Here is a 16028-nt window from a genome sequence, read left to right on the forward strand (position 1 = left end):
ACTGTGCAACAGTCGTAAATCCGGTCAATGCGGTTTAGCTGAAGCACCGCAGTGACTGGTTTTGGGGCCGCTTCGCAGCCCAGCGGGAGCAAGCTCCCTCGCCACAAGATTGTGGATCAAACCCTGAACTGATCCATCAAACCCTGCTGCTGATTCGCCAGGCTATTGAGTGACTGGCTGACCCGCGCCGATTCATTGGCTTGCCCCGACAGCGATTCCGTCACGTCACGAATGGTCGCTACGTTGCTGTTGATCTCCTCGGCCACCGCGCTCTGCTCTTCGGCAGCGCTGGCGATTTGCAGGTTCATGTCGGTAATCACCGTCACCGCATCGCCGATCTGCCGCAGGGCGGTGACCGCCTGGCTGACGTGCTCGACGCTGCCCTGGGCCTGGCGATGGCTGTTGTTCATCGAACCGACCACGTCTTGCGTACCACTCTGCAGTTGCTCGATCACCTGACGGGTTTCTTCCACCGACTCTTGCGTACGCCGTGCCAGGTTGCGCACTTCATCGGCGACCACCGCAAAACCACGCCCGGCATCACCGGCGCGGGCCGCTTCGATGGCAGCGTTCAGCGCCAGCAAGTTAGTCTGTTCGGCGATGGCGCGAATCACTTCCAGCACCGAACCGATCTTCTCGCTGTTGGCGGCCAGGCCTTCGACCTGGGTCATTGCCGTGCTCATGTCTGCCGCCAGACTGTCGATGCTGGCGGTGGTGCGGTCGATCACGGTCAGGCCCTGACGAGTCGCCTGATCGGCATCGCGTGCCGCTTGAGCTGCTTGGGCGGCGCTGCGGGCGACGTCCTGGGCGGTGGCGCTCATTTCGTGGGACGCGGTGGCCACCTGATCGACCTGACGGTATTGCTGTTCCATGCCGGCGCTGGTCTGGGTGGCGATGGCTGACGATTGATCCGCCGTGCTGCGCGCGTCCTGCACCGAGCGTTTCACTTGCGCGATGATCGGTTGCAGCTTGTCGAGGAAACGGTTGAACCAGCCGGCCAGTTGCCCGAGTTCGTCTTGCTTGTCATAGGCCAGACGGCGGGTCAGGTCGCCTTCGCCGCTGGCGATGTCTTCCAGCATGCGCGCCACGCCAAGAATCGGCCGGGTCACACTGCGTGCCATCAGCCACACCAGCAACAGACCGATGACGGCTGCCAGAACGCCGAGGCTCAGCTCGATCAGGGTGCCGGCGGTGTTGCGTTCGTCGAGTTGCTGCTTCAGGGTTTCGGCAGGGCCGACCAGGACTTTCTCCGGCACGTCGAGCAACACGCCCCACGATTTACCACCAGGAATCGGCTGGAACGGCGACAGTACTTTGAGCAACTGATTGTTATGCAGGCTCTGGGTCTGAGTGCTGGCGGCGAGCCTGCGGATCAGCTCGGCACCGTTGTCCTTGTCCACGCTGTCCAGACGCTGGCTGAGTTTGCTGGCGTCCGGGCTGTAACCGGCGAGCAGGCCCACCGGGCTGAGGATGCTGACGCTGGTCTGGCCGTCATAGAGCTTTTTACTGGCTTGCTGGCTGACCGCTTGCAGGCTGTTGAGGTTGATATCGACCGACAGCGATGCAATGACCTTACCGTCGACCAGCAGCGGGAAGACGATGCTGGTCATCAGCACGTTCTGGCCGTCGATCTCATAGAAATAGGGTTCGATCACGCACGGCTTGAGGGTGGTGCGCGGGCAGGTGAACCAGGCATTGGCGGGCTCGCCGCTGGGGCCGGTGCTGGTGTCGGCCATGTCGCTTTCCGGCAGCGCCATCGAGTTCAGCTTGCCGGCGGTCGGTTGCGACCAGTACAGGGCGAAGCGGCCCTTGTCGTTGCTGCCGATTTCTTTCTGGCCGCTGAACAGTTCGTCCTTGCCGTCCAGTGCGTTGGCTTCAAACACCAGCGACAGGCCGAGCAATTGCGGGTTGGCTTGCAGCGCCGACTTGACTTGACGGGTCAGGTCTTCACGCAGGTCGAAGGCGTCGAGAAAGCGCTTCTCGGCCTGCTCACGTAAAAACAGCACCTGGCGCGCGAAACCGTGGCCATATTGATAGGCGTCCATGAACTGCTGGCGAATCCCCAACGCCTGAACTTCACCCTGCGCCTCGATGCGTGCTTGAGCCGCTTCGGTGAGCATCTCCATGCTCGAGGCTTTGACCAGCTGCGAACTGTGCTCCATGCGATACAGCGAAAGACCGACCAGCAAGGTGACAATGCCGGCCAGGCACAGCCCGGCGAGCAGGGTGATTTTCCATTGAATGGAAAGTTGTCGGAGCTGCATGGAGATGTCCTTATTCGATATTTATTTGAGACTTTGCACTGTAACGGCGTCGATTCGACTTTCTTTATCCATGGAAGCCAATAAAAAACGACATAAATCCGTAGCAGCTGGCGCAGCCGGCGTTCGGTGGCGAAGCCGTCGTGAATTCATGCAATGCAGTGTTTCAGGAAAAACGTGCAGGCAGGGTTTACGACTGCTGCGCAGCCGAACGCCGGCTGCGCCAGCTGCTACAGGAGTCGGTGTTGGTTTTGACAAGCCAGGCCTGCTGTTGCACAGTGCGTGCCCTCTAATAAAACCCTCTCTTCAATCCGCCGTCGGCTCATGCAGCTGGCTGGACGGACTCATCCTGTTTGCGCCGGATTTACCCGTCGCCCTGTTTTGAGGTAACGATGATTAATGCAGTAATTGCCGCGGTCGGCGTCATGCTGGTACTTAGCCTGTCCCGCGTGCATGTGGTGATCGCGCTGATCGTCGGCGCGCTGGTGGGCGGTTTGACCGGCGGCCTGGGCATCGATGCCACGCTCAAGGCCTTCAACAGTGGCCTGGGCGGCGGTGCGACCGTGGCCTTGTCCTACGCGTTGCTCGGCGCTTTTGCGGTGGCGATTGCCAAGTCCGGCCTGGCTCATGCCCTGGCGGACAAAGCCTTGCTGTTGGTCGACCGACAGGACGCTGCGGGTGGCGGGCAGGTCAAATGGCTGCTGATCGCGTTGCTCTGGCTGGTGGCAATCGCTTCGCAGAACGTCCTGCCGATCCACATCGCTTTCATTCCGCTGCTGGTGCCGCCACTGCTTTATGTATTGACCAAGCTGCAAATGGATCGCCGACTGATTGCCTGCGTCATGACCTTCGGCCTGATCACGCCGTACATGTTCTTGCCGGTGGGCTTTGGCAACATCTTCCTGAATGAGATTCTGCTGGCCAACGTCAGTAGAAGCGGGGTGGACATCAGTGGTGTCAACGTCACTCATGCCATGGGGATTCCTGCGTTGGGCATGGTGTTCGGGTTGTTGATGGCGTTCGTCAGCTACCGTAAGAAGCGCGTGTATGACCTGGAGAAAATCGAGCGGGTCGAGCAGGTCGCGGTGCAATACAACCCGTTGACCCTGATGGTCGCGGGGCTGGCGATTGCCGCTGCGTTCATCATTCAGTTGCTGCTGGACTCGATGATTATCGGTGCGCTGGCCGGGTTTCTGATCTTCTCGGTATCGGGTGTCGTGCGCTGGCGCGAGACTGACGACCTGTTCACCGAAGGCATGAAGATGATGGCGATGATCGGTTTCATCATGATCGCCGCCTCGGGTTTCGCCGAGGTCATGAAGGCCACCGGTGACGTGAAAACCCTGGTCGAGGCCTCGGCGTCGTGGATCGGTCACAGCAAAGGTGTCGGTGCATTACTGATGTTGCTGGTCGGCCTGCTGGTGACCATGGGCATCGGTTCATCGTTTTCCACGGTGCCGATTCTCGCGGCGATCTTCGTGCCGCTGTGCGTCCAATTGGGGTTCAGCCCATTGGCGATCGTCTGCATCGTCGGGACTGCCGGCGCCTTGGGCGATGCCGGTTCGCCAGCGTCCGATTCGACCCTGGGCCCGACCTCCGGTCTGAATATCGACGGTCAGCATCACCATATCTGGGACACCGTGGTCCCGACGTTTTTGCACTACAACCTGCCGCTGCTGGCGTTTGGCTGGGTGGCGGCGATGATCCTCTGATCCCTCCGCCCCTGTAGGAGCATAGCCTTGCTAGCGATAGCGATCTCACGGACGCCATCGCAAGCAAGCTTTGCTCCTACAGTTTTGCGTTGACGTGCCGTTAATGCTTTAACCACGCCAATAATATCCAGAGTGAACAACACATGCGCCTGAGCCTTAAAGCCAAAGTCTTGTCCCTCTCCGTCCTTCCGGTGTTGCTCTTTGCGCTGGTGATCAGTCTGACCACTGCCTTCATCTTGCAAGAGCAGGCCCGCAAAGAAGTTGAAGAAACCCGTCAGCGTTTGATGAACGATGCCAAGGCCACCCTGCAAAGTTACGTTGCGGTGGCGATGACGGCGATCAAGCCGCTGTATGACGCCGCAGCGCCTGGCGATGAGGCGGCTCGCGCGCAAGTGGTCAAATTGCTCTCAAGCATCAGCTACGGCAAGGACGGTTACTTCTTCGGCTACGACTCCAATACCGTGCGCCTGTTCAAGGCCAACAGCCCGGAAGGCGTTGGCCAGAGTTTCAAGGACAATCGCGATCCTAATGGCGTGTATGTCAACCGCGACCTGGTGAAAGTCGCCAAGGACGGTACGCACTACCTGCAATACAGCTCGCCGTTGCCTGGCGACAGCAAAGTCCTGGTGCCCAAGCTGGGTTACACCGAATACCTGTCCAAGTGGGACATGGCTATCGGTACCTCGGTGAATCTCGATGGTGTCGAAGCCCAGGTCGCCGTGGTCCAGACCGAGGTTCGCGAGCGCATGGAAGGCGTGCTGCTGAGCATCGTCGGCGTCGCAGCGGTGGTGCTGCTGGTGATCGCGGCGGTCGGTCTGTTTGTGGCCAATACCATTTTGCGTCCGTTGCACCTGATGAAGGCCAATCTGGACGACATCGCGGCAGGCGAGGGTGATTTGACGCGCCGACTGGCGATTACCTCTCAAGATGAACTGGGCGAGCTGGCCGGTTCGTTCAACCGTTTTGTCGACAAGATTCACAGCTTGGTGCGGCAGATTACCGAGATGACCTCGCAGCTGACCGGGCTGGTCAATCAGGTCTCCGATCAGGCCCAGCGTTCGGATCAGGCCATGGAGCGCCAACGTCACGAGACGGATCAGGTGGCCACGGCGATCAACGAAATGTCGGCGGCAGCGCAGGAGGTGGCGAAAAGCGCCCAGGGCGCTGCGGTGGCGGCCCAGCAAACCGACGAAGAAGGTCAGGCGGCGAAGCGCGTGGTGGCCGGGAGCATTTCGCAGATCCATGCGCTGGTGAAAGATATTCGCAGCAGCGGGGTTTCTCTCGACAGTTTGCAGCAGGACGTGTCGTCGATTGTCAGCGTGCTGGGGGTGATCCGTTCGATTGCCGACCAGACCAACCTGCTGGCGCTGAACGCTGCCATCGAAGCCGCTCGCGCCGGGGAGGCCGGGCGTGGTTTTGCGGTGGTCGCCGATGAGGTGCGCGCGCTGGCCAGTCGCACGCAGCAAAGCACTCAGGAAATTCAGGGCATGATCGACCGCTTGCAGGCCGGCACCCAGTCGGCGGTCGATGCCATGCGCCGCTCCAGCGAAGCCGGTGACGGCACCTCGGCGCAGGCCAATCAGGCGGGCGCTTCGCTGGACACCATGGCCCAGTTGATCGGCACCATCAATTCGATGAACGCGCAGATCGCCAGCGCCGCCGAAGAGCAAACCGCGGTGGCCGAAGAGATCAACCGCAGCGTGCATCAGATCGCCGTCGCCGTGGACAGCGTCGCCGACGAAACCCAGCTCGGCGCACAAACCTCCCGCAGCCTGGCGGATTTGGGCCAGCGGTTGGGCAAATTGGTCGGGCAGTTCAGGATCTAAGCGCCTGACAGACCGCTATCGCGAGCAAGCTTTGCTCCTACGGTTGTGTGATACCTGTAGGAGCAAGGCTTGCCCGCGATGAAGCCCGCTCAGGCACCCTCAATTGCGGGTTAATCCCCACGCACATCGCGCATCAACAACCCAAACCGCAAATCCACCGCATCCGGAATCGGCAGATACACGGTGTGCCCGTCCCCCGGTGCCACTTCAATCGCCTCGCCTTTGACGCTTTGCAACTGATGCAAGTCGAAGTGGAAATTGCCTTTGGGCGTCATCAATTCCATGTGATCGCCCAAACCAAAGCGGTTCTTCACCTTGACCTCGGCCAGCCGATCACGACGCTCACCGGTCAGCTCACCGACGAACTGCTGACGCTCCGACACCGAGCTGCCGTTCTGGTAGTTCTGGTATTCGTCATGCACATGGCGGCGCAGGAAACCTTCGGTGTAGCCACGCTGGGCCAGGGATTCAAGGTCGGTCATCAGGCTGCGGTCGAACTCGCGGCCGGCCACGGCATCGTCGATGGCGCGGCGATAGACCTGAGTGGTCCGGGCGCAGTAGAAGTGCGATTTGGTCCGGCCCTCGATCTTCAACGAGTGGACGCCCATCTGCGTCAAGCGAGCGACATGTTGCACCGCGCGCAGGTCCTTGGCGTTCATGATGTAGGTGCCGTGCTCGTCCTCGAAGGCCGGCATCAGTTCATCGGGGCGGTTGGCTTCCTGGAGCAAAAACACCTGGTCGGTGGGCGTGCCGATGCCCAGCGTTGGCTCAGGGATGAATGCCTGAACGATCTCGCCCACGGTGTTTTCCGTGGCCGGCTGTGCGGAGTATTTCCAGCGACAGGCGTTGGTGCAGGTGCCCTGATTGGCATCACGCTTGTTCATGTAACCCGACAGCAGGCAGCGCCCGGAATAGGCCATGCATAGCGCGCCGTGAACGAACACTTCCAGCTCCATGGCGGGGACTTGCTGGCGAATCTCGGCGATTTCTTCCAGCGACAGCTCCCGCGACAGGATGATCCGGCTCAAGCCCTGCTGCTGCCAGAACTCGACGCTGGCCCAGTTCACCGTGTTGGCTTGCACCGAGAGGTGAATCGGCATCTGCGGGAAATGCCGGCGCACCAGCATGATCAACCCCGGGTCGGACATGATCAACGCGTCCGGAGCCATGACGATGACCGGCTCAAGATCCTTGAGGAAGGTTTTCAGCTTGGCATTGTGCGGGGCGATGTTCACCACCACATAAAAACGCTTGCCCTGGGCCTGGGCCTCGCGGATACCGAGGGCCAGGTTGGCGTGATCGAACTCGTTATTGCGCACACGCAAGCTGTAACGCGGCTGGCCGGCGTAGACCGCATCGGCGCCGTAGGCGAAGGCGTAACGCATGTTTTTCAGGGTGCCGGCAGGGGCAAGCAGTTCAGGCGTGGCGAGGGGCATGAGGGGCTCGATCACAAAAGCTCGCGAGGGTAGAGCACTTGCGCGGGGCGTTTATTGATCTGGATCTATGCAGGGTGAAAAAAGCAGGGCACTCGGGCGCGTGGTGGCTGACTAACGTAGAACAGGCAGTCAGTGTCTGCGGGTTACTGGCGGGGAGCGGACATGAACCAAACCGTTGTGCGAGACAGATCGCTGCTGGTGCTGCTGGTGTTGGTGACCGCCGCTTTCATCTGGATTCTGCTGCCGTTCTACGGCGCGGTGTTCTGGGCGGTGATTCTCGGGATTGTCTTCGCGCCCTTGCAGCGCCGGCTGCAAGTGAAGTTTGGCTGGCACCGCAATCTGACAGCCCTCTGTACCCTGGGCATCTGCCTGGTCATTGCCATTTTGCCGGTGATCATTACCAGCGTCCTGTTGGTACAAGAGGGGGCGACCCTCTACAAGAATATCGAGAGTGGCCAGTTGGACGTCGCCGGCTATCTGGCGCAGTTCAAACACAGCCTGCCGCCGTATTTTCAGCACCTGCTGGACCGCTTTGGCATGGGTGATCTGAGCACTTTGCGCGAGAAGATCGTCAAGAGCGCGATGCAGGGCAGCGAGTTTTTCGCCAGTCAGGCGTTCAGCTTCGGCCAGGGCACGTTCGAGTTCATGGTGAGCTTTTTCATCATGCTCTACCTGTTGTTCTTCTTTCTGCGTGACGGTGCCGAACTGTCGCGCAAGGTTCGTGCGGCCGTGCCATTGGCGGAACACCAAAAGCGCCGCTTGCAGCTCAAGTTCAACCGCGTGGTGCGAGCCACGGTCAAAGGCAACCTGCTGATGGCGATTACGCAAGGCGCGCTGGGTGGGTTGATTTTCTGGTTTCTGGATATTCCCAGTGCATTGCTCTGGGCGGTGGTGATGGCGTTTCTGTCGCTGCTACCCGCAGTGGGGGCGGGGATTGTCTGGGCGCCGGTGACAGCCTGGTTCCTGCTCAGCGGCGCGATCTGGCAGGGCGTGGTGCTGGGGCTGTTCGGGGTGTTCGTGATCGGTCTGGTAGACAACATTCTGCGTCCGACCCTGGTGGGCAAGGACACCAGGATGCCGGATTACCTGGTCCTGGTTTCGACCTTGGGCGGTCTGGCGATCTTCGGTCTCAATGGTTTTGTCATTGGGCCGTTGATTGCCGCGCTGTTCATGTCGAGTTGGGACTTGTACATCGAAACCAGGCCACGCGTGCAGTTGCCTTAAGCGCCCAGCGCGTAGGTGCCGATACGTTGTGACAGGGCTTGGGCGGCGGGCAGTGAAGTGAGCGGGCCGCTGATCGCGACGCCGTCCTGAACCAGATACCAACAGGCGAGCAATCCCAGCTCTCTGAGCGGTGCGGGAACGGCGCTGCCGATAACGGACATGATCTGAACCTTGGGCATAAGTACCTCCATCAATCTATGGAGCTACCTTACTGACCCGGCAGTTCAACGGAAAATCAACGCGCTCGATAGTGGACATTGACAACAACGTGGCGAATGGCCGCTGTCAGTCGACGACCTGGTCGAGCATGTTCATCACTTCATGATCATTGAGCAGGCCTTTACGCACCAGGTTTTCGGCGAGCAGCGAGAGAAACTTGGCGCTGCGATGGCCTTCCAGGTGTTTGAGCTCGGTCAGTGCGTTATAGACCTTGCTTGAGGTACAGAGTCCTACAATGCGGTGCGGGTTTTGCGTGGGCATAAGGGCGTCCTTGTTTTTATGAACCGTTTATTACGGACAATTCAAAGCTTGCGGAACTGTCATGACATAAATATGACGGTTATTGCACACAAGCCAGGGCATTCGTCGGATCAATCATGCCAAATTTAACCGCAGTCACTGTCCCGGTAGCGACCTTGGCGAGATTTATTCAGACATGGTTCGACGGCTGAAACGAAAACAGGCCCCGTCGAGACGGAGCCTGTGTTGAGTAACCTGCAGTCGTTAAATTACCAGCCCGGGCCTTAGTAGCGAGGCTGAATGTAGTACCCCGGTTGTGGCGGGACGTAAACCGGTGCTGGCTGGACATACACCGGCTGCGGTTGAACGTAGACTGGCTGCGGTTGAACGTAGACCGGTTGTTGTTGTACGTAAACCGGACGCTCGTTGGACATGACTGATCCCGCGACCACCGCGCCTACCACAGCGCCGACGGCGAGCGGTGCACCCCAGCCCCAGCCGCCGCCACGGCCATGACCATAATAGTAGCCATGGGCTTGTGCCTGTCCTGCGACAGCAAATGCACCGATCAGCAAGGCTATTACAGGGAGTTTGCGGATCATGATAATTCCTCGTGTTTTCGCCCCAACGCGCTTGAGCCTTCAATAGATCCAAGGATAGTTGCGGGGATAACTCTAAGACAGCGTTTTTTGGCGAATCTGCGACGCGTCAGAGTAAATATTGTGTAAGGTCTGTACCGGCATCTTTACCTTTACCTACCCGCCGGGCCAGAGGTCTCGCTATGATCGGATAAACCCGATGCCATGGCCAATCCCGTCCATCTGAAAGTGCAATTTGAAGGAGATCCACATGCTGATGAACCCGAATAAAGACACCCAACTGTGCATGTCACTGTCTGGGCGCCCCGGGAATTTCGGCCTGCGTTTCCACAACCATCTGTATGAGCAACTGGGCCTGAATTTCTATTACAAGGCGTTCAGCAGTCAGGACCTGCCGGGGGCGATTGGCGGGATTCGTGCCCTGGGTATTCGCGGCTGCGGCGTATCGATGCCCTTCAAGGAAGCCTGCATCGCACTGGTCGATGAGCTGGATGCCTCGGCGCAAGCCATTGCCTCGATCAATACCATCGTTAACACCAACGGTCACCTCAAGGCTTACAACACCGATTACATCGCTATCGAGCAACTGTTGAAAACCCATGCCGTGCCGCAGGACTCGACGTTCGCCTTGCGTGGCAGCGGCGGGATGGCCAAAGCGGTGGCCAGTGCCTTGCGCGACGGTGGTTATCAAAACGGCCTGATCGTGGCGCGTAATGAAAGCGCCGGTCGCGCCTTGGCCGACTCGCTGGGGTATCGCTGGCAAGCGGAACTTGGCAGTGAGCGCCCGCGGATGTTGGTCAATGTCACGCCGATTGGCATGAGCGGTGGCGCGGAAGCCGATCAACTGGCTTTTGATGCTGACGCCATCGATTGCGCGGAAACTGTCTTCGATGTGGTGGCGATCCCCTCGGAAACGCCACTGATCGTGCGCGCTCGTGCTGCAGGAAAACGGGTCATCACCGGGCTTGAAGTCATTGCCATTCAGGCGCTTGAGCAGTTTGTGCTGTACACCGGCGTGCGTCCCAGCGATGAGCAGTTCCATAAGGCCGTGGCGTTCGCCCGCAGCTGATCAGGCGCTGCGGGCCAGGGTGGCCAGGTTACTCGAGGCGCGCCAGACGCTCTTCGAGCGCCGCAATCCGCGCTTCGAGTTCTTCGATGCGCTCCACCGACACGCCGCTGCTGGCGCCACGCTCCGCCGGGTTCTGGCGGGCGGCGAGGATCGCTTCGATATCTGCCGGGTCGCCCAGTGCGTGCATGTAGCGGTCTTCGCGCTGGCCCGACTGGCGCGGCAACAACATCGCGAGCCCGCGGGCAATCAAGCGCTCCAGTTGATGCACAACCTGTTCGGCATCTTCGAAGTCATGCATGCGGCCGCTGCGTGTCAGCAGTTCGTTGACCGTCTGCGGACCGCGCAGAAACAGCAAGCCGGTCAGAATAACCTGGGCCGGGACCAGTTCCAGCGCCTTGTCGAGCCGATGCTCCCAGCGATCGGCGCGGCTGCCCATGACCAGCCGGGTGAAGCCTTGACCTTCCAGGGCGCGCAAACTTTGCCCGACCTGGCCCTGGCTGAGGTTCATCACCGGTTCCCGGCTGGTTTTCTGGTTACAGGCGATGACCAGTGCATTAAGGGTCAGCGGATAGGTCTCCGGGCTGGTCGCCTGTTTTTCGATCAACGAGCCGAGAATGCGCAGCTCCGTGCTGCTCAGTTGCAGTGCATCGGTGGACGTCTCTGGCTCTGCGCTCATGCTTTCCGGGCCCTTGCTAACCGTGTCTTCCATTGTTGACTCCCTAATTTAGCAACAGACCCTTGTTTGTGGGTCAGATCGCTCTCCTTTCCCGTTGTTCTGTTTGACGCAGAACCTCGTCGGAGGAGGCGAGTGCGGCAATCTTAGCGCACTGTTGCTCAATCTTCTGATGGCGGCACGGTTATTCTCGCCGTCGGCATCGCTATCGTAGAGCGTGCCGTATACCTCACTCAGCAAGTTTTTCGGGCGATACGATCCAGACACTGCAGGGCATTTTGTACAACAGGCTTTCTGCCGTGCTGCCGACCAGCCGGTCCAGCCCTCGATGGCTGATCCGGCCCATGACAATCACATCGACCTGATTGACCTCGGCATAGTTGACCAGGACCTTGCCCGGGTTGCCCATGATCATGTGACGCTGTTGCGGCGGGATGCCATTGCGCTCGGCAAGTTCGTTGAATGCATCCCCCTGAGCGTCGAACAGGGTCTTGGCTTTGCCTGAAGAGAAGAAGGTCGAAACGTTGTTGAAGTCGAATTCGTCGGCACTGATGGAGGAAAGGTCATAGGCATAGACGACGTCGACCTCGGCATTGCAGGCGCTCGCCAGTTTGACCGCTTCGTGGAGTATCCGGTCGTTCAAACCTTGGTACTGTTTATCGCGATGGAAGGGGTCGACCGCTGCAACAACCTTGCGAGGCAACGCATGGATGGCGTTACTGACGAAATGCAGCGGTACTGGACATTCGCGCAGCAAATGCACGTCTAGCGGTGTGAACATCAGCCGCGAGAGCAGCGATTCGTGTTGCAGTGCTTTGATCAGCAACTCGATCGGCTGTTCTTTGAGGTGGATCAGAATTTCCTGCAGCGGGCGTTCGACCCAGGTCACCTCGGTGGTGACTTCCAGGCCAATCTTGCGCAGAGGCCTGGCCTGCTCCTCCAGCCACAGGCGGTGACGTTCGATATAACCCAGGCGCATCTCTTCGCGGGCCTGGTCGTTGACCAGGCTGGCAGTCGCCAGGCCTTCCAGGTAGTCGAAAGCCACGATGTGCAACGCCGCGCCCTCGGCCTTGGCCAGTGCGGCGGCCCTGTCGAAGGCCGGGCTGTGCTCCATCAGCGGCGAGACGATCAGCATGAAACGTGATTGATCAGACATGACAAATCTCTCCTGGGTAGACACAAAGTCGGCGGCTGTACGGTTGGCACGGTGAGTTGTCAGCTCCTGAAACCATGACCTGATCGTGTCGCTGGCCAAGTGCCCGAGCTTGATCTGTGTCAAACCGGCGAGAGGCCAGTCTTGTCGTCCGACATACGGTCGTTTGCTGCGCCTCCAATCTGCTGATTATTGACCATGATCAATCTCTCGTCCGCGAACCCGGCGCAGTCTGAAACTGGTGCGCGCTTCACGCCAGGATGCATCGCCCACAGACCCGATTGCGAGGCTTGATCCGAGGCCGGCTATGATTATTGAAATAACGGAACAACTGGCAAGACACCGTTGGCTCGTACAGATGGATGTGTGGGAGGTGGGTTTCGACAGTCGGGATGAAGCTGAGGCGTTCGTCAGGCAGCTCAAGGCGCGCATCAATGCGCCGCATGCCTGGCCGGCAAACACCGTCACCAAGCCATTGCCCCGACAGCCCGCCGGTTCTCGATCCGACCCGGCGGTCGAGCAACGGGTGCTGGCTGACCTCGCGAGATAAGCGCCGGGGTCAGGGGGGATGACCGGGTGCGTATCCAATGAGTGAAACCTTCGCCCTGACCAATGCCGCCGCTGCGCTGGGCATCGGCATGCTGGTCGGTCTTGAGCGCGAGCGCCACAAGGGCGGGGGCGACAGCCGCGCCTGTGCCGGGTTGCGGACGTTCGCGATCACCGCGCTATTGGGCTATATCTCCCCCCAGGTTGGCGGCGGTCTGCTGGTGGGGATCATCGCGATCTGTGTGGCGCTGCTGCTCACCGTGGCTTATTGGCGAAACCTTGAAAAGGATCCTGGCATTACCAGTGAAGTGGCCTTGCTCACGGTGTTGGTACTGGGGGCGTTGTGTGGCACCGCGCCGGAGTTGGCCATTGCGATTGGCGTGGTGATGGCGGGGTTGCTGACTTATCGTCAGCGGTTGCATCACTTTGCGCACAATCAGTTGACCGACGCGGAAATTCGCGACGGTCTGGTGCTGTTGGTCGCCGCACTGGTGGTGCTGCCACTGGCGCCGGATCGCTTTATCGGGCCCTATGCTGCAATCAATTTGCGCACCATTTGCACCTTGACCGTGCTGTTGATGGCGATAGGGGCGGTGGGGCATATCGCGGTTCGCACCCTGGGCACCCGCTACGGCTATCCGATCAGTGCGATCGCTTCGGGGTTCGTTTCCGGTACGGTGACCATTGCGGCCATGGGGCATATCAGTGCCAAGGAGCCGGTGAACATCAAAGTCTTGAGCAGCGCTGCGATGCTGTCCAATCTGGCGACTGTGATTCAGGTGGGCCTGATCCTGGGAACGGTCGATCCCGGCCTGTTGCGCAGCATGTGGGGGCCGTTGCTATCCGGACTCTTCGTCACGGGGTTGTATGGCGTTTGCTTGATGTTTCCAAGATCGACGGGGAACGGCAACGAGCCGATCAAGGTCGGTGGTGCGTTCAATCTCAGGCTGGCCTTGATCGTGGTACTGGCCATGACCGGCATTACCTTCCTGTCTTCTGCAATGCTGAGTCACTTTGGCCAGGTGGGTGTGATGCTGACGACGGCCCTCGGCGGTTTTGCCGATGCTCACTCTTCAACGGCATCCATTGCTTCTCTGGCCAAGGCCGGTCAGTTGCCTTTCGACGCCATTGCCGGCCCCGTGCTGATGGCGGTGAGCAGCAACTCGCTGAGCAAATGTGTGGTGGCATGGGTTAGCGGCGGTCGGCCGTTCGCCACTTATGTCATCCCGGGTCAGGTATTGATGACGGCGGCGATGTGGGCGGGCACCTTGCTGCACTGAAGCGTTCGATGCGGCTCGTATCAATCGAGCTCCTGCAAACAGTGCATAGAGCTGATAAAGATCAACTCGCCTGCACCCGGAACGTTCAATCTGTAGCCTTACCGATAGCATTGAAATGGCCGAGCGCCGAGGTGCCTTATGTCGCAGACTCAACGTTTATTGCTGATTGCCCCGCCCGCGATGACCCGTACTCCGGCGTTCGAGCGCGCTACGGCGCTGGCTCTGGCGGCGCAACTACCGTTGCATATCGTGGCGTTCGATTACAGCGAAGCCTTGGCGGTGGCCGGTCTGTTCGCCCCCGAAAAAATCCGGCAAGCCCGTGATGGCTATCTGGAAAACCATCGACAATGGCTTGAGCAGCAAGCCGGTTTGGCGAAGAAGCACGGGGTCGAGGTCACCAGTGAGGTGGTCTGGGTCCAGCACCCCTATGAAGAGATCCTTCACTTCGTCAACGAGATGCCTCTGGCCCTGATCATCAAGGACGCCCAGGAGGAGTCCGCGTTGAAGCGGATCTTCTTTACTCCGCTGGACTGGCAGTTGCTGCGCGACTGCCCGGTGCCGGTGCATCTGGTCACCAACGCCAGCTACGCACGGCCGCACAAGATTCTGGCAATTATCGATGTGTTGCGCAGTGAAGACCAGGACCTGGTGTTCAACGATCAGATTGTCGACGCGGCAGTGAAGCTGGCCGAACAGTGCAACGCCGAGCTTGATTTGGTCCATGTGTATGACTGGGCAGCGGTGTACGCCACGGACATGGGCGTTGGTGCATTGCCCCTCGCCACTGGCATCTACGAAGCATTGGGCGAGGCGCAACATGAGGCATTTGCGGCCCTGGCCGAGCGCCACGGCGTGCCGGCCGATCGTCGCCACTTCATTGAAGGCGCGCCCCTGCAGAGTATCTGCGAGTTTGCGACTGATCATCAGATCGATGTCATCGTCATGGGAACGGTACACCATAAGGGTTTGAACAAACTCTTGGGTAGCACCGCCGAACATCTCTTGCATCGGGCGCCGTGCAGTGTGCTGGCGATCAAGCCGGGCGAGCGGCTGCAGTAGTGTTGAATTACCCCTTGGCGCGCCAGTGTCTGGTGCTCCAAGGGGTATTTTTCTTACAGCATGAGGCGATGAATGACCTGGCGGGCATCGTCTGGATCGTTATGGACTTCAAATCCCAGGGCTTTTGCCAAATCGCGCATGGGGGCATTGCTTGAGGCATCAATGGAATACATCTGATGAAAGCCGTTCTTGCGGGCCGCTTTGATCAAATGCTCCATCAACAGCGTACCCAGCCCCAGGTGCTGCCATTCATCGGCGACGGTGATCGCGCATTCGCATTCATGTTCGGCGGTGGCGGCATAACGACTGACGCCGATTTCGATCAATTTACCGTCCTCGTGGACCAGCGCGATGTAAGCCATACGCCGCTTGCCGTCGATGTCCATCAGCTGGTCGAGCATGGCCTTGCCGGGTTCGTTGATTTGCGCCAGAAAGCGCATATGACGGGATTCCGGGGACAGGCGTTTGATGAATGCGTATTCGCGCTCGCGGTCTTTATCCGTCAATGGCCGGATCAGTACATGCCGACCGTCCCTGAGTGCTTCGATCCAGTATTGCCCGGAGACCGCGGCATAGGCGGCGGCAGCCCGTTCGTTGTGGTCCTTGACAGTGAGCATGGTGCAATCCTCCCTCTGATGGAAAAAAGGTCCGCGTGTAGCAGAAGGTCACGCGGTTCATACCTTTTTACGCCAACGGCGGCACTCGAATCTGATCTGGATCAGACACTCGGC

General features: G+C 59.5%; 16 protein-coding genes and 1 pseudogene. 8 read left to right on the plus strand and 9 right to left on the minus strand.

Features of this window, described 5'->3' with window-relative positions; translation table 11 throughout:
• Positions 1 to 116: 116 nt before the first annotated feature.
• Positions 117 to 872 carry a methyl-accepting chemotaxis protein gene (locus tag AC3WK5_RS14315; RefSeq protein WP_371917731.1) on the minus strand — a complete coding sequence of 252 codons (756 nt, stop codon included), beginning with the start codon at positions 870 to 872 and terminating at the stop codon, positions 117 to 119.
• A gap of 102 nt (positions 873 to 974) precedes the next feature.
• Positions 975 to 2264: pseudogene (locus AC3WK5_RS14320) on the minus strand (cache domain-containing protein); the annotation flags it as partial.
• On the opposite strand from AC3WK5_RS14320, the gene AC3WK5_RS14325 reads away from it, so the two are divergent.
• The 3 genes from AC3WK5_RS14325 (at position 2263) to ctpM (ending at position 5799) form a co-directional block, all read left to right on the plus strand.
• On the plus strand, positions 2263 to 2646 hold the full coding sequence (locus AC3WK5_RS14325; protein WP_146039809.1) for a hypothetical protein: 384 nt from the start codon (positions 2263 to 2265) through the stop codon (positions 2644 to 2646). The pseudogene AC3WK5_RS14320 and the gene AC3WK5_RS14325 sit on opposite strands and share 2 nt — an antisense overlap.
• A 10-nt stretch (positions 2647 to 2656) precedes the next feature.
• A complete protein-coding gene (locus tag AC3WK5_RS14330; protein WP_177474773.1) occupies positions 2657 to 3973 on the plus strand; it encodes a Na+/H+ antiporter family protein in 1317 nt (438 codons plus the stop codon).
• 143 nt (positions 3974 to 4116) lie between these two features.
• On the plus strand, positions 4117 to 5799 hold the full coding sequence (ctpM, locus tag AC3WK5_RS14335) for a methyl-accepting chemotaxis protein CtpM (RefSeq protein ID WP_054596476.1): 1683 nt from the start codon (positions 4117 to 4119) through the stop codon (positions 5797 to 5799).
• A gap of 110 nt (positions 5800 to 5909) precedes the next feature.
• Here the strand turns inward: ctpM and trhP are convergent, their stop codons facing one another.
• Positions 5910 to 7235: a prephenate-dependent tRNA uridine(34) hydroxylase TrhP gene (gene trhP / locus AC3WK5_RS14340; RefSeq protein WP_103316108.1), complete on the minus strand. Its 1326-nt coding sequence runs from the start codon at positions 7233 to 7235 to the stop codon at positions 5910 to 5912.
• 162 nt (positions 7236 to 7397) lie between these two features.
• On the opposite strand from trhP, the gene AC3WK5_RS14345 reads away from it, so the two are divergent.
• The gene (locus AC3WK5_RS14345; protein ID WP_103316109.1) at positions 7398 to 8459 is read left to right on the plus strand and encodes an AI-2E family transporter; all 1062 of its coding nucleotides are present in this window, start codon (positions 7398 to 7400) and stop codon (positions 8457 to 8459) included.
• Here AC3WK5_RS14345 and AC3WK5_RS14350 read toward each other — a convergent pair.
• From AC3WK5_RS14350 to AC3WK5_RS14360, 3 genes are all read right to left on the minus strand, one after another.
• Positions 8456 to 8638: a hypothetical protein gene (locus AC3WK5_RS14350; RefSeq protein WP_019692817.1), complete on the minus strand. Its 183-nt coding sequence runs from the start codon at positions 8636 to 8638 to the stop codon at positions 8456 to 8458. The genes AC3WK5_RS14345 and AC3WK5_RS14350 overlap by 4 nt on opposite strands.
• 106 nt (positions 8639 to 8744) lie before the next feature.
• Positions 8745 to 8939: a hypothetical protein gene (locus AC3WK5_RS14355; protein ID WP_054596479.1), complete on the minus strand. Its 195-nt coding sequence runs from the start codon at positions 8937 to 8939 to the stop codon at positions 8745 to 8747.
• A gap of 263 nt (positions 8940 to 9202) precedes the next feature.
• Complete coding sequence (locus AC3WK5_RS14360) at positions 9203 to 9520, minus strand: hypothetical protein (RefSeq protein ID WP_019692815.1); 318 nt, start codon at positions 9518 to 9520, stop codon at positions 9203 to 9205.
• Positions 9521 to 9767: 247 nt separating this feature from the next.
• On the opposite strand from AC3WK5_RS14360, the gene AC3WK5_RS14365 reads away from it, so the two are divergent.
• Complete coding sequence (locus tag AC3WK5_RS14365) at positions 9768 to 10586, plus strand: shikimate 5-dehydrogenase (RefSeq protein ID WP_103316110.1); 819 nt, start codon at positions 9768 to 9770, stop codon at positions 10584 to 10586.
• A gap of 28 nt (positions 10587 to 10614) precedes the next feature.
• Here AC3WK5_RS14365 and AC3WK5_RS14370 read toward each other — a convergent pair whose 3' ends face one another.
• Together AC3WK5_RS14370 and AC3WK5_RS14375 are read right to left on the minus strand one after the other, a co-directional pair.
• Positions 10615 to 11262 carry a YceH family protein gene (locus AC3WK5_RS14370; protein WP_103316185.1) on the minus strand — a complete coding sequence of 216 codons (648 nt, stop codon included), beginning with the start codon at positions 11260 to 11262 and terminating at the stop codon, positions 10615 to 10617.
• A 226-nt stretch (positions 11263 to 11488) separates the two neighbouring features.
• Positions 11489 to 12415: a universal stress protein gene (locus AC3WK5_RS14375; protein WP_054596481.1), complete on the minus strand. Its 927-nt coding sequence runs from the start codon at positions 12413 to 12415 to the stop codon at positions 11489 to 11491.
• Between the two features lie 304 nt (positions 12416 to 12719).
• Here AC3WK5_RS14375 and AC3WK5_RS14380 point away from each other — a divergent pair, with 304 nt between their 5' ends.
• The 3 genes from AC3WK5_RS14380 to AC3WK5_RS14390 all read left to right on the plus strand — a co-directional run bounded on the left by AC3WK5_RS14380 (position 12720) and on the right by AC3WK5_RS14390 (position 15297).
• Positions 12720 to 12962, plus strand: a complete 243-nt coding sequence (locus AC3WK5_RS14380; protein ID WP_054596482.1) for a hypothetical protein — start codon at positions 12720 to 12722, stop codon at positions 12960 to 12962.
• Positions 12963 to 12999: 37 nt separating this feature from the next.
• Positions 13000 to 14238 (plus strand): MgtC/SapB family protein, encoded by a 1239-nt coding sequence (locus tag AC3WK5_RS14385; RefSeq protein WP_103316111.1) that lies wholly within the window; start codon positions 13000 to 13002, stop codon positions 14236 to 14238.
• Positions 14239 to 14376: 138 nt separating this feature from the next.
• The gene (locus tag AC3WK5_RS14390) at positions 14377 to 15297 is read left to right on the plus strand and encodes a universal stress protein (RefSeq protein WP_103316112.1); all 921 of its coding nucleotides are present in this window, start codon (positions 14377 to 14379) and stop codon (positions 15295 to 15297) included.
• A 53-nt stretch (positions 15298 to 15350) separates the two neighbouring features.
• Here the strand turns inward: AC3WK5_RS14390 and AC3WK5_RS14395 are convergent, their stop codons facing one another.
• Positions 15351 to 15914: a GNAT family N-acetyltransferase gene (locus AC3WK5_RS14395; RefSeq protein ID WP_103316113.1), complete on the minus strand. Its 564-nt coding sequence runs from the start codon at positions 15912 to 15914 to the stop codon at positions 15351 to 15353.
• Between the last annotated feature and the right edge of the window lie 114 nt (positions 15915 to 16028).

This window comes from Pseudomonas sp. FW306-02-D09B, from assembly GCF_058782685.1.